We start from the raw sequence: 14,426 nt of genomic DNA on the forward strand, positions 1-14,426 counted from the left end.
TGCTGCATAGCGTTCTTTAGCGACTTGATATGCTTGTTTCAATTGTTCAGCGTTCATTTCTTTCTCCTTACAGTTGTGGTATAAATGTTTCAAATTCAGATGTTTCTGCTAACCATTGTCTAGCTTCTTGGAGATTTTCAAACTCCCCTGTCGCAATCATCTGTACTAGGATATTGCCAATTGCAGTTGCCTCTCCTGGTCCTGCAATCACTTCTTTTCCGATGACGTTGGCGGTTAGCTGGTTGAGCAAGCTGATGTTAGAGCCACCACCTACGATATGAAGACAATCGATGGTCTGGCCAGTTAATGCTTCAACTTGCTTCAATTCTCGTCCGTAGGCCTTAGCTAAGTTGGAATAGACAGCCATAACCAGTTCTCCGATAGATTCAGGCACTTTTTGCCCTGTCTCACGACAAGCCTCTTTGATTTCTTCTATCATATTTTCAGGATTAGTGAATCGTTCGTCATTCAGATCTATCTCTTGCTGGAATGGCTCAACAAGGGCTGCCTGCTCTGCCATTTCCTTAAAGGAATAGCGATAATCTGTCAGGCGTGCAATTTCTTGGACACACCACATACCTGTAATGTTTTTGAGGAATCGGTATGTCTGATAAGCGCCCCATTCATTTGTATAATTGGCTAGATAGCTGTCTTGATTGGCGATAGGCTGCTTAGATTCAATACCTATCAAAGACCAGGTGCCTGAGCTAATATAGGCCCAGTTTTCGCTAGTCGCTGGAACCCCCACAACGGCCGATGCGGTATCATGTGTACCGACCGCAATCACTTGTGCTTCTGGTAGATCATATCCATCTACTTCTAACCGACCGATGAAACCACCTGCTTCAATCAAATCAGGGAACTTGCCATTCTCGATACCAATCACTTCCAACAACTCCTTGTCAAAAGTGCGTGTTTCAAGGTTCATAAATTGGGTCGTTGACCAATTAGTCACTTCTCCTGTCATCTTTCCTGTCAATCTGTAGGCAATGTAGTCAGGTATCATAAGAATCTTGGCTGTTTTCTCTAGCAAACTTTTGTCTTCAACAAAAAACTGATATAAGGTATTGAAATTTAGAAATTGGATTCCTGTTTTCTTGTAAATGGCTTCTTTGGAGATATACTGAAAGACTTGTTCCATCGCTCCCTGAGTTCTAGCATCACGGTAGGCAACTGGTTGTCCTAATAGCTCTCCCATGTCATCAAGTAGAACATAGTCTACAGCCCAGGTATCAATACCAATTGTACAGGTGGTTACTCCAGATTGCTTCACTTTTTCTAGCCCAATCAGTACATTATCAACTAGTTGGTCAATATCCCATCTATCATGTCCGTCTGACTTCTCAAATCCATTTTTGAAACGATGAATTTCACTTAATTCCAATCCATCAGTCTTATTTGCTAAGATCACACGGCCACTAGATGCTCCAATATCAATGGCAACATGATAGGTCATGAGGTTTCTCCTTTGTTTTTTGATACTTCTATTTAACCTTATTTCTGTTTATGGTACAATGTCGATAGAACATTAAAAACGTATCAAATTTACAGTTAGGAGAAAAACGCAATGAATCTGTTAGAACAGTTATTATTAAGAAAAACAGAGCATGAACTCTTGCAAGAAAAACAGGGATTCGTAGCAGATTATTTGGACATACAATCCGCAAGTCAGACACCAAAACTTTCTCAACAGTTCTTCTTTCAAAATAAAGACATTTTTATCAGTAAACATAGCCGGTACGCTGCTTATCCAGAGCATACCCATCAATTTTTAGAGATTAATTATGTCTATAAGGGGCGTTGTCGCCAGCAGATTAACCGCCAGAAATTTGAGCTGAAAGAGGGAGATATTCTGCTTATGGATGTGGAAAGCCGTCATTCCATTGAGGCGCTGGGAGATGAGGATATTCTTATAAATATTTTGTTTCAGAATAAAGATGTATCGATCAACTGGCTCAAGCAATTACAAGGTGAAAACAGTCTGCTCTACCAATTCTTGCTGTCAGATTCCTCCCAACACTTCAAACGTGATAACTTTCTCTTGCTGCATACGGAAGCAAATAGCCCTGTCCGACAAATTTTAACCGAAATGATGACTGAATATTTTTTACCGCAGGAATTTTCCCAACAAATGTTGAAACACTACCTGCCACTTTTCTTCTACCAATTGGCTCGCCTATTGCCAACACTTGAAAAGACAGTGGATTTACAATTAGAGGAGTCAACTTATGCTCAGGTATTAAAGATTATCGACCGAGAATATGCCACGATTGGATTAGCTGAACTGGCTCAACGCTTAAATTTTAATAAAAACTATCTGAGCAATCTCATCAAGACAGAATCTGGTCAAACCTTTACACAATTAGTGAATCAACGCAAATTGATGAAGGCTCAACTATTACTGAGAACAACGCAATTACCAATCCAAGAAATTGCCCTCAGCGTCGGTTTCAGTAACAAAACCTACTTTTACGACAAATACAAAGAAACCTTCGGCCATGGACCGAAGGAGGAAAGACAAAGCTAGCAGTTTGAGGCTGCTAGCTTTGTTAGAATACCGTCAAAAAATAGAATACGTCTATTTCTTTAAAAATTGCTCAATTGCTGGAATAGCAACTTGATTGAAGTTATTGTCAATCCAGTGTACGCCACCCTCTACAGTTACAAGTTCCGATGATGAAAATAATTGATTGGCCTCAACAGCATACTGATAGGGCACTACTTCATCATTGGTTCCTTGTATAATCAGAACAGGGGATTCAACTTTTTTTATCTCACTATCAATATTAATCCCAATTGCATCTTTTAGATAAACAGCACCAAGTCGAGCATTTTTATGTGATATCACTGCTGGAATCTGATCTGTTGACGAGACACCTAAACTGGCATAAGTTTCCTTGACATCGTCAAAGAGAACAAAGGCAGGGAAAATCAAAACAAGATTTTTTATAATTGTCGGATTTTCTGCTGCATATAGAGTCGATACAACCCCTCCTTGACTAGCTCCAAGTAAGGTTGTTGCATCAGGATTGACAAACGATTCTTTTGAGAGTTTGTCAACTACTGCTGACAAGTCCTGTTTTTCAGTCAAGACAGACATTGATAACATATCTGTTCCGCCACTTTTTGAGTTATGACTTCCGCCATAAAAATCAAAGCGATAAACGATAAATCCCATACGAGCCAGTTTATCGGCGTATTCTTCATACATTTCTAAGGTATTGTTAAAACCGTGTGAAATGATGACAAGCGGTCGTTTCTCGTTCTTATAGTTGCGAGACGCTGTTACTACACCATATAAGTTAACACCTTCTCTTTCAATCATATAGGTTTCAGAAACGATGTCTTCAGTAGCTTTGAGCTCAAAAGTTGAGGAAGATGCTGTTGTTTCAGATGTCAGTGCTGTCGATTGTTCAGTGGATGACTCACTGGTTGATGTTCGGCTAGTCGTCTGAACTTCTACATTCCCATTCTTTTGTTGTATAATCACAAATACTAATACAAAGATACTCATTAAAGTTGCCAAAACTAGTATGATTTTTCTCACAATTCACCTCGTATTATGTTTTTATTATATTCTACCATCTTTTTCTGAAAATAGACTTTGCCCATTACTAGCTATCACTTCTTTGTACCACCAAAATGATTTTTTCTTAAATCGTTCAAGCGTTCCCTTTCCGTCATCATTTCGGTCAACGTAGATAAATCCGTACCGTTTGCTGAGTTCCGCCGTGCTTGCTGAAACCAGATCGATCGGTCCCCAAGTAGTGTATCCCCATAATTCCACGCCATCCTCAATTACCTCAGCCAATTGTCTGAGATGTTTATGCGGTAATCATCCTCAACAGTTGGACCATTAGGTCCATCAACAAGTACATCTTTCGCACCTAGCCCATTTTCAACGATAAAAAGCGGTAACTGGTAGCGATCATAGTAATCATTTAATACTAATCGTAACCCAATAGGGTCAATCTGCCAACCCCATTCTGAACTTTTAAGATATGGATTCTTCATACCACCTGGGAGTTTGAACAACGCTATCTCTCCTATGTCCGTGAAGGCAATCTGGAAAAACTCTAACAACTCATGGAAAAACCAGAAAATATTGATGCTGGTATCGTCTCTGACGATAATCTCCGACAAATCAAAAACCTCCATATTGCCTCAACAACCCTGTCTACACGCGCAGCTATTGAAGGTGGACTAGAACCACAGATTACCTACCATTTCAGCGATATGGTCCTCTGGGAAATGGAGAAATTATCCAATCTGGAGAATATTATGGAATAGCTACAATCCTTTCTCTTTGAATTGACTAAAAAGGTCGCTGCTCTAAAGACAGTTAAAACCGTCGGACCACTTGTACAGCAAGTCATCAATTACATTGCTACTCATATCATTGAGCCGTTGACCGTCAATAACCTGGCGCAATCCCTCTATCAAAAACGCTCTTATCTGTCCCGTATTTTCAAGTCCGAATTGGACACAAACTTGAGCGACTATATCATCGAGCTCAAACTCCTTGAAACTAAAGATTCGCTTCTCTTCACTGATAGAGCTGATAGCGACATCAGCAACTTCCTCGCCTTCTCCAGTCAATCCTACTTCCAGACCGTCTTCAAAAAAAAGCACGGTGTAACCCCACTACAATACCGCAGGCACGCAAAAACCTATTCTTCCAACAAATAAGAATAGGTTTTTTATTTTTTGAAGATTATTTACTTACATGGAGTAGTCTGTCTCCAATTTCAACTTGTCCACTCGCTAATGATAAGACAGCATGGTAGTCAGCAGTATTGGTTACAATAACAACGGTTGTATCATCTAAGCCTGCTGCGGTAATTTTCTCTTTATCAAAGGTACCTAGTAGGTCACCTGCTTTGACTTTAGCACCATTTTCTACCTTGAGTTCGAAGCCCTCACCATTCAAGGTAACGGTATTGACACCGACGTGGATGAAGACTTCCGCACCAGATTCTGTCTTCAAACTGAAGGCATGACCAGTCGCAAAGGCTAAAGTCACTTCAGCATCAGCTGGTGCATAGACTGCATAATCACTTGGTTTAATAGCAATTCCTTGTCCCATGGCTCCACTTGAGAAGACTGGATCGCTGACATCACTTAGTGTCACTACTTTACCAGCAAGTGGTGCAAGTAGAACTTCGTCTGTAACTGGAGTTGCTTGTGGGCTTGCAACCTGTACACTGGTTGCATCTGTTATCTCTGTATTTCCACGACGTTCCGCAATAGCTGCGTAAATTTCAACCATTCGACCTTCCAAGTCAAACTTACGAAAGCATAGAAAACTGACCAAGCTCAAAATAAATGGTACATAGATAGAAAAAGTAAAGATTGCCTGACGGACAGCCTCAGTTGCAACTGTCATCTCTGCATTGTAACCAGCAACTGCCAAACTCCAACCAATGATAGATACACCAAGACCATTACCAATCTTGTTTGTAAAACTTTGAGCCGCACTCGAACGTCCAACCATTTTCGTACCAAAGAGATAATCATTGTAGTCAATGACCATGGCCATGAGTACACCTGACAAAGCCATAATTGGAATACCAGTAAAGGTTGTAATCAAGCCAACGGCTGTGTTAAATACAAAATGGTCAGGATTGATAACACGTGCAGCAGTAACCACAGTGGTAATCAAAGCCATAACTGTCAAGAGTTTCGTTGGACCCAATTTTTTCACAAGAGGTGTCAATAGTACAAAGCCAAGCAAGGTTGCTAGCAAGCCCAAACCACCCATGATGGCAACTAGGTTGTCATTACCATAAATCCATTTTGCATAGTAAGTGCTAGAGGCTCCTGAAATCCCCCATGAAACTTGGGCAGCAAAGTTGATGACAAGTAGCAAGAGCCAATATTTATTGCGACCTAATTTTGCCAAAGCCTCCCTGTAGGTAAGCTTTTCTTCCTCCTCAACATGAGTATGTTTCACTACTTCTTTTGCAGTTTCTTGGCGTGCATCTACTGCTGATTCACGTGCATACTTGTAGCAAAGAAGCATGGAGAGAACGATGATAGCTCCAAAGAAGGCAGCTAGTTTAATCCATGCTGATTGGTCTCCACCCAACATATTTGTAATTGGAATAACCCCGATAACAATAATCATACCTGATACATAGCCAGCTGCTGCTCGCCATGTACCCATATTGCTTCGTTCTTCCTGACTGTTGGTCCGCACGATTTGAAGGGAAACATAAGGAAGTGAAATTGCTGTATAGAAAATATCTGTAATCAAGAGGTTCATAACCATGATATATCCCAGTTGGAACCAATCTGGACCTGGTGGAATGATGAACATGGTCACCAATAGAAGACCAGCTGGTATTCCTGCTTTCAAAAGCCATGGCCGATAGCGTTCTTTCCCTGGAGGAGTATTGTCCACAATAGAACCCATAAACAAGTCTGTAAAGGCATCGATGATACGGTTGATCATAAAGATGGTCGCAATAGCCCCTGCTGCTAAGCCAACCTTATCTGTATAGAAGTAGGTCAATTGGCCCGCCAAACCTGTGATGATGTTAAGCGAGAACATCCCCAAGGAGTCCGCAAAATAATCACGAATCCGCATCACCTTCTGAATCCCGTCACGGTCGTAGCGGATAGCATGTTTGTCTTTTTTACCCACGATATTTTTCCTCCTATGTGTAGGTTATAACTGTTTTATTGATTCAAAACTGCAACAAGTCCTTCTAGCATAGACTTTTCAATCCCTGGTACGAAGCTCAAAAGCTGTCTGATCGGCATTCCTTCCATCATGGCTTGCATCATTTCTGCACTGACGGCATCTGACTGGCTATCAGCCACTTGTTGAGCTTCAGCATTGCCTCCCAGTGCACTGCCCATCATCTGTTCAAAGATTGGACCGGCATGTTTGTCCGCCAATATTTCTCCAATCGTTGAGTTCAGGTGAAAGACCTTTCTTGTAGGTTGGGCTGGAGCGACATGGACACTTGCTTCCAAGATTTTTTCCTCAGCTGACCGACCGATGATAATTGTGTAGTCACCTTCTTCAACAGTCCAGTCCTGTCTATCCATATCCCAGTAAGCAAAGGCTCTCTTATCCAGTTCGACTGTTACCGTCTTGCTTTCGCCTGGCTCAAGTCCAATTTTGTCAAAGGCCCGTAACTCTAGGCTTGGACGGATAATCTTGCTGTTTGGCGCTGCCACATAGACCTGCACTACTTCTTTTCCGTAACAAATCCCTGTGTTAGTCACGCGAACAGTGACAGCAAGTGTATCAGCATCTGTTAGTTCCTTTTGGCTAAGCTCCAGCTGACCATAGCTGAACTGGGTATAGGACAAGCCATGACCAAATGGAAATAGGACTGGCATTTCCTTAGAACTATAATAACGGTAGCCGACAAAGACACCTTCTCGGTAATAGGACTTGTCATTTTCTCCGCCGTAATCCAAATATGATGGAGTATCTTGAAGACGAAGGGGGAAGGTCTCAGCTAATCGTCCACTTGGATTGACCTCGCCATAGAGCAAATTGACAGTAGCTTGACCAACCGCCTGCCCTCCGAGATAGACTTCCAAAAGCCCTTTAACCTTGTCAATCCACGGCATTTCAATAGCGGAGCCATTATGAAGAACGACAACTAGATTTTCCTGCACCTGACTGATTTTCTCTAGCAATTCAACCTGATTAGCTGGTAGTTGCATGTGCTTGCGGTCATACCCTTCTGATTCATAGCGGTCTGGTAATCCGATAAAGAGTACGGCCACATCGGATTGTTGCGCTAGTTCGAGCGCCTGTTCTTCGAGGTTTTCTACTGCCACATCCAATCTATCATCATAACCTCTGGCATAGCTAACAGACAAGTCCTTAGCAGCTTCTAATGCTGAATCGACTTTGAAGCTATTGATGTGGGAAGACCCGCCACCTTGGTAGCGTGGTTCTTGGGCATATTGACCGATAAAGGCGACCTTTTGCTCCTTTTTCAGTGGCAAAATGGCATCTTGGTTTTTCAAAAGGATGCTGGACTCTTCTGCTAAGTGTTGAGCAACCTTGTGGTCAGCTTCCCTGTCAAATACAGCTGACTCATCGCGATTGTCCACATAATTAAAGATAACTGTCAAGAAACGCTCTACGGCTTGGTCAAGAATAGATTGGTCCAACTTACCTGACTCAACTGCTGCTACAATCTCCTTGTCAGTACGGTCTGACATAGCTGGCATTTCCAATTCACAGCCCGCTATCAATCCATCTACTCGGTCATTCATAGCACCCCAGTCGGTCATCACATAGCCTTCAAAGCCCCACTCATCCCGGAGAATATCTGTTAAGATTAGCTTGTTTTCACAAAGATAGGTTCCGTTCAGCTTGTTGTAAGCTCCCATCATGGTCCAAGGTTTTGCTTCCTTAACCATCTTTTCAAATGAAGCTAGATAGATTTCACGCATGGTTCGATCGTCCATAATGGAGTCGCTAGTCATCCGATGAAATTCTTGGTTGTTAGCCATGAAATGCTTGGGACTGGTTGCCACATTCTTGCTCTGAACTGCTTGGACATAAGCACTGGCCATATCAGAAGAAAGTAGGGGATCTTCTGACAAGTATTCAAAGTTTCGACCACATAGTGGCGACCGTTTGATGTTCATGGCAGGTCCCAAAATAGTGGACACATTTTCAGCCTGACATTCATTTGCAAGGGTTTGGCCTAGTAGCTTGGCTACTTCCCTATCCCAGCTGGATGCAATGGCACAGCCTGCTGGAAAACAGACTGCTGGAATACTTTCGTTCAATCCCAAGTGGTCGCCTTCGCTCTCTTGTTTGCGCAAGCCATGCGGACCGTCTGATAACATAACTGACGGAATCCCTAAGCGTTCAACTGCCTTTGTATTCCAAAAATCTCTACCAGAACACAAACTTGCTTTTTCTTCCAGAGTCATCTGGGTAACCAGTTCTTTGATATTTCTTTCTGTCATGATTTTCTCCTTTGATAACGTTTACAATACTATCTTATAGTGTTTTTAGTGCAAAATATTGTAAAAATCAATTTTTTTGTATAAATTACAATTTAATTTTACAATTTTCTACAAAATCCAAAGCTTTTTTCAAACTCTTTCTCGCTTCTGGTAAAAATGGAAAGGCATGGCACTGCTTGTCTTGAATATCAATAGCGATTCGATGATCTTACTGTTTCAGTTTTTCATAAAGCAGTTTTGAATCATCATAGAGGACCTCGCTGGAAGACACTGATAGTAAGATTGGTGGCAGGCCTGTATAGTCTGCAAATTATGTTGAGATGTAAAGATCCAGCAAGGCAACTCTGCTATTAGCCACAGCCCAACCATAAACTGCTTCTTTCTGTTGGTAGCTAGTGTAATTACCTCTCAACATGTAATCCATCGCTCTATTTGACAGATGAGACAGGAGCTCGTCTGCATGGTTGGTTGGTGGGGAAAGGGCAATAATGGCGCGTGGTAGGATGTGGTTGCCATCACGAAGTTTGATGCCTAGCTCCAAGGATAGGGTACCACCCGCACTTTCGCCCATGATGATAGCTTGGCTCAAGTCATGACTACGCTTGGCTAAATATAGAAAGATTGCATAGACATCATCTATCTGGCTCGGCCACTTGTGCTAAGGGGCCATCCAATAATTGACTGAAATACAGTCGTAAAACCACCTCCGTGGATATAGAAGACCCATTTTGGATTGCCAGGTTGGGAATAGGACTCGATAATCTGACCCTGTATTTCCAACTCTTCAAACTGGAGACTGGAGTCGATTTTGCCACTGTATTTGGCATTTTCTCGCTGTTCTTTTTCGTAATCATATGGACCTGTTATTTTGTCAACAGCTGGTCGCAGTTGCATATAAATATTTAATAAAAACTTTGAAAGCTCATCTTATTCTCCTATATAGAAAGTATGTGTACTTCCTCAAGATTATTCTGTAATTCAATCCATTTTGAACCAAGTACAAGCCGTCCTCGAGTATTGCATGGTAATGTTGTCTTGACAATTACCTGATTTCCTTGTTTTTCCCAAGCTATAGAAATTCGCCCATATGGACTGTCATAGTGTCCATAAACCTGCTTAAATGGTGCATCAAAGTCAGGCGAAATTTCAATCTCCTTGAAACCTGGACTGGTTTGTTTTATTCCTAAAGCCTCTTTATAAAGGAAATCGCCCACACACCCAAAAGCATAGTGGTTAAAGGAAACAGGATTGATTTGCCCGTCTGGTCGAATGGCATCCCAATTTTCCCATAGACTTGTCGCTCCTTGATTGACCTCATAAAGCCAAGAAGGACATTTTTCCTGAAGTACCAAGGTCCAGGCAGTATCTGCATAACCATTGGCCTTCAAAACTTCTAACAACAGTGGAGTAGCCATGAAGCCGGTATCCAGACGGTAATCATTTTCAGCTATCAGTTGATTGAGACGATTGGCAAAGCGGACAGCATCAACCTCTGGAACCATTTGATGAGCTAGGGCCAACACATAATTCCCTTGAATTTCCTGCTCTAAGAGTCCGTTTTCATTAACAAAGATAGCTTGAAAGGCCTGACGGACGTTAGTAGCAAACTGACGAGCATCTTCAGCAAGGTTTGTATCACCAAGGATCTCAGCAATACTTACCAACTTATCCGCCCCTGCAGCAACCAGACAGGTTCCCACTACGTTCATGGTTAGGAAGGAAGACATGGGGCCGTCTGTAAATCCTGCTTCGTTAACAACGGAGGGAATAATCCAATCTCCAAAATGAAAACCAGTATTGATGACATGTTGCTGATGTTTCAAGTCAGTCTCTGATAGGTCAGCTACAGAAACTCCATAAGGTAATTCAGCGACCATTTGTTTAACTGCTGAAAACCACTTTTTCATAGCATCAAGATTCTCAGTTATGACTGTAGAATCGTCATAGACTGTATGCAAAGTTAGAGGTAGGTCATAGATAACATCTGCCCAGCCCAGTGAACCTGCAAATGCTTGCTGGATATAATTTTTTATCTGAGGAACTGTATGGATAATATGTCCATTCTCTCTTTGCTCTGCGCGAATACTCTTGAGCCAGTCATCATAAAAAGCAAACATGTCTTGGTTGAAAAGGGCTGTCTTAGCATAGACAAGGACATCCCCAGTCCAGCCCGCCTTTTCTCGTGTAGGGCAATCTGTTGGAATATCGATATTATTACTCCACTGACTCCACTGGATATTTTTTTGTAGACGATTGATTTTAAGGTTATCCGTTTCAAAACTTCCGGTTTCAACGTTGGAAGAACTAATGGCTAAAGCTGTGAAGTCTTCTTTTTTCCAGTCGATATTTCCAGTAAGTCTCAGGTACCTAAATCCATGATAGGTAAATTGAGGCTGGAAAATTTCTTCTTGACGACCAGCACAGATATACTCATCCATTTGGCCTCTGTGGTCACCGGTGAAAGGATAATAAAAATTCCCTTCCTTATCCAAAGTTTCACCGTGCTCAAAACGAAGCTCCTGACCTTCCTGAGTATTTTGCAATCTCACACGTAACTGACCTGCTAAATTTTGTCCAAAATCAACAAGGGTATCGCCATTAGGAGCCAGCCAGATTTTTTCAGCCTTTACTTCTCTGATAACGGAAACATATGGAGATAATTGAGCTTCCAAGTTTTCTAGAGAGTAGCTTGCCAATTCTACTAGCTTCCATTCATCTGCCTGATAGTTAGGTAGATGAATGGCCAGATTTTCTAATCTAGCATCAACCTTTTGCCCCAGGAATAAATCTGCATGTCGTACGGGTCCATTATAACTATAAGTCCATGACTCATCTGTTTTCACAAGTACCTCCTGGCCCAACTCATCTACAATCTGAATTTGGCCCAATAAGCCAAGTACATCACCATACTCACGTCCCCGACCCAATGCGATTTTTCCCTTGTACCACCCGTCAGCCACTGTAACCACAAGGACATTATCACCTTTCACTAAGTAATCCTTAATATCGTAGACTTGGTAACGTAATCGTTTGTCGTAAGTAGTAAAACCAGGTGTTAGTAGGGCGTGGCTGACTTTTTTGCCATTGATTTTCAGTTCATAAATCCCATGACTGGTCATAAAAACTTTTGCTTGTTGTACTGTTTGCTCCAAAGTAAAGACCTTACGAAATTGGACTGCAGGGTCATAGGGGCTTAGCGGAAATTGAGACATGAGCTCTTCATCTGTTTTAAAATCGCTCATATCCCCAGTCATGATTTTTGGTAATAAGGCCAGCCATTCAGCCGTAGCTTCTGCTATAGCATCAACTGCTGGTTGTGGCAAAGGAGCAGGCTCAATCCATTTGGCTTGCCAATCAGCTATCTGTAGTAAGCCAGTTTCAAAATAGAAATCATCGCAGGTCACTGTCATTCCGTTCGTAAACCACAGTTCCAGTTTGATTTGATAACGATGATTAGACTGCAAGCTTTCTGAGGTCTTCATCTGTGCCATATTTTTCTGGCTAAGTATTCGTCCAGAATCCCAAAGAACCCTCCCATCTTCGTTTACTACAGTAAGTTGATAAGCCTCCTGAAGTAAGTTTGGCAAATCTGAGGCTAGTTTCCAAGAAAAACGTGGATTTCCTTTGGTTACAGCTATTGGATTTTCTATATACTCCGTATAAAGTTTACTGACTGTAATCATTCTCTTTTCCTTTCTTTCATCAAGGGTGTCACTTGAAACGTTTTCTTTTGATTATATCTATTTTCTTCTCAATAATATTGTATAATTCAACTTTTTTATGTAAAATACAATTATGATTGATGTATTAAACTATTGTAATTCTTTTTACCATGCCCACTATATCCCTGTTTCCTATTTTGATACTGAGAAACATTTAGTAGTCTGCTTTCCAGAGCAGTTAGCTTGTTTAGGTAAATTACTTGACCGATTTGAAGAAACGGATGAAGTAGGTATCTTCTACGCAACTGGTTTTTCTATTTTTTACAAGATTGAACTTGGAAATGAAAATGGTAGCCTTGTTTTTGGTCCTTTCTGCACTAGCAGGCCTAATCAGCAAGAAATGAAAGACTTCCAAGATTGCTTTGCTATTTCCAAAGAAAATACCATGCTGGTGGAACAAAGTGTACGGCAAATTCCGATAACTTCTATCAACCAGAGTCTCTTCATCTTAGACCAGGCCTATACTGCCGTTAAGCAGGATCAAATCAATATTTTTGAACGCTTTGGCTTTGTTCATCCAAGCCAGCAGAGCATTCAGGAGGATTTAACTGACCAGCTCTACGATGCCAAGGAAGAGGCACGCCACCACAATACCTACTATTTTGAAAAGCGGTTAATTCAGGCAGTGAAGACTGGTAATGTCCAGAAACTCCATGAGTTGTTGGTCAACCAGGACCAGGCCTATCACGCTGGACAGTTGTCTGACAATCTTCTTAGGCAGTTGAAAAATATCTTCATCATTGCGATTACCCAAACCGTTCGTGCGGCTATTGAGGGAGGGCTATCCATTGAAAAAGCCTATCAGCTCAGTGATATTTATATCAATAAGTGCGAGCATCTGACAGATGAGGCTAGTATTTACGGCCTTAGCTACACCATGTATATGGATTTTGTACAACGGGTAGCAGATTGCAAGATTCAGTCTCGTCTGAGCCAGCCAGTTCAGCAGGCCCTTAACTATATTCAGACCCATACCAATCTACCTCTGACTGTTCAAATGGTGGCAGACCATGTTGGTTTCAGCTACTCCTTCTTCAGTAAGCAATTCAAACAGGAAACTGAGAAGACGATTAACGAGGCTATTCTAGAAGCTAAAATGGAAGAAGCCATGGAACTGCTGGCATTTACCGATAAGCCTATCAGCCATATTAGTACCTATTTGGCCTTCTCCAGTCAATCCTACTTTCAAAACCAGTTCAAAAAGTTTACTGGACAAACTCCACTCCATTATCGGAAGGATAAAAGATAAGGGAGGAAGGTGCTCAAGTACCTTCCTTTTACTCCGCCCTCATTTCAACCATTTCTTTGTTCTGGGACTCGAGTGACAACTTGACTGAATCGTGAATAGCTCCCACAATGTCGTCCTCTTCTACACCTAAAATGGTCGCTCCCTGGGATTTATCGATAAATAGCTGACTGCACTACAAGTCAGCAAAGCGAACCACATCTAATCCACCCTAGTGGCCATCTTTTTTCTGGGCATTCATAATTTGCTTACCGACTTGAGCATAGGCCCACTTGGGAATGGAAATAATCTTCTTGCCCGGCGTTCTCATGGCATAATGGAAGTGACCTAACTTTTTTATCTTCCAACTTGTAAAATTTATGATGTGTTAAACAATTTTAATGAATTTTATGATACAATGATATATATCAGCTTACCGCTCTACAACTTTGAACTCTTGTAGCAAGCACAGTAAGTGGGTACCCTCTTACGATAAAATTAACGAAGCAGGCGCCTTTGGCTCTGCT

At 41.6% G+C, this 14,426-nt stretch carries 11 protein-coding genes and 1 pseudogene; 4 read left to right on the top strand and 8 right to left on the bottom strand.

All coding sequences use genetic code 11. The features are described from left to right. Nucleotides 1–67: 67 nt before the first annotated feature. The gene (rhaB, locus tag F9856_RS10680; RefSeq protein WP_202106583.1) at nt 68–1,456 is read right to left on the bottom strand and encodes a rhamnulokinase; all 1,389 of its coding nucleotides are present in this window, start codon (nt 1,454–1,456) and stop codon (nt 68–70) included. A gap of 111 nt (nt 1,457–1,567) precedes the next feature. Between rhaB and F9856_RS10685 the strand changes: the two genes are divergently transcribed. Further along, nucleotides 1,568–2,527 (top strand): AraC family transcriptional regulator, encoded by a 960-nt coding sequence (locus F9856_RS10685; protein ID WP_202106584.1) that lies wholly within the window; start codon nt 1,568–1,570, stop codon nt 2,525–2,527. A 51-nt stretch (nt 2,528–2,578) separates the two neighbouring features. Here the strand turns inward: F9856_RS10685 and F9856_RS10690 are convergent, their stop codons facing one another. Then, the gene (locus F9856_RS10690; RefSeq protein ID WP_202106585.1) at nt 2,579–3,490 is read right to left on the bottom strand and encodes an alpha/beta hydrolase; all 912 of its coding nucleotides are present in this window, start codon (nt 3,488–3,490) and stop codon (nt 2,579–2,581) included. 81 nt (nt 3,491–3,571) lie between these two features. Next, nucleotides 3,572–4,158, bottom strand: a pseudogene (locus tag F9856_RS10695) (family 1 glycosylhydrolase). Between F9856_RS10695 and F9856_RS10700 the strand changes: the two are divergent. Continuing rightward, nucleotides 4,087–4,290 (top strand): hypothetical protein, encoded by a 204-nt coding sequence (locus tag F9856_RS10700; protein WP_202106586.1) that lies wholly within the window; start codon nt 4,087–4,089, stop codon nt 4,288–4,290. The pseudogene F9856_RS10695 and the gene F9856_RS10700 sit on opposite strands and share 72 nt — an antisense overlap. Nucleotides 4,291–4,311: 21 nt before the next feature. Next, a complete protein-coding gene (locus F9856_RS10705; protein ID WP_202106587.1) occupies nt 4,312–4,689 on the top strand; it encodes a helix-turn-helix domain-containing protein in 378 nt (125 codons plus the stop codon). A gap of 25 nt (nt 4,690–4,714) precedes the next feature. On the opposite strand, the gene F9856_RS12245 is transcribed toward F9856_RS10705, so the two are convergent. The 5 genes from F9856_RS12245 to F9856_RS10730 form a co-directional block, all read right to left on the bottom strand. Beyond that, complete coding sequence (locus F9856_RS12245) at nt 4,715–6,646, bottom strand: glucose PTS transporter subunit IIA (protein ID WP_328708156.1); 1,932 nt, start codon at nt 6,644–6,646, stop codon at nt 4,715–4,717. A 35-nt stretch (nt 6,647–6,681) separates the two neighbouring features. Beyond that, the gene (locus F9856_RS10715) at nt 6,682–8,952 is read right to left on the bottom strand and encodes a glycoside hydrolase family 3 C-terminal domain-containing protein (protein ID WP_202106588.1); all 2,271 of its coding nucleotides are present in this window, start codon (nt 8,950–8,952) and stop codon (nt 6,682–6,684) included. Between the two features lie 310 nt (nt 8,953–9,262). After that, nucleotides 9,263–9,592, bottom strand: coding sequence for an alpha/beta hydrolase fold domain-containing protein (locus tag F9856_RS10720; protein WP_079269939.1), 330 nt, complete (start codon nt 9,590–9,592; stop codon nt 9,263–9,265). Then, entirely contained in the window at nt 9,589–9,846 is a 258-nt protein-coding gene (locus tag F9856_RS10725) for a hypothetical protein (RefSeq protein ID WP_024398050.1), read from the bottom strand. The genes F9856_RS10720 and F9856_RS10725 overlap by 4 nt, the downstream gene beginning before the upstream one ends. A gap of 41 nt (nt 9,847–9,887) precedes the next feature. Beyond that, on the bottom strand, nt 9,888–12,635 hold the full coding sequence (locus tag F9856_RS10730) for an alpha-L-rhamnosidase (protein ID WP_202106589.1): 2,748 nt from the start codon (nt 12,633–12,635) through the stop codon (nt 9,888–9,890). A gap of 112 nt (nt 12,636–12,747) precedes the next feature. Between F9856_RS10730 and F9856_RS10735 the strand changes: the two genes are divergently transcribed. Beyond that, the gene (locus tag F9856_RS10735) at nt 12,748–13,923 is read left to right on the top strand and encodes a helix-turn-helix domain-containing protein (protein WP_202106590.1); all 1,176 of its coding nucleotides are present in this window, start codon (nt 12,748–12,750) and stop codon (nt 13,921–13,923) included. Nucleotides 13,924–14,426: the final 503 nt, after the last annotated feature.

The sequence above is a fragment of the Streptococcus suis genome, assembly GCF_016743335.1.
Classification (GTDB): Bacteria; Bacillota; Bacilli; order Lactobacillales; family Streptococcaceae; genus Streptococcus; species Streptococcus suis_Y.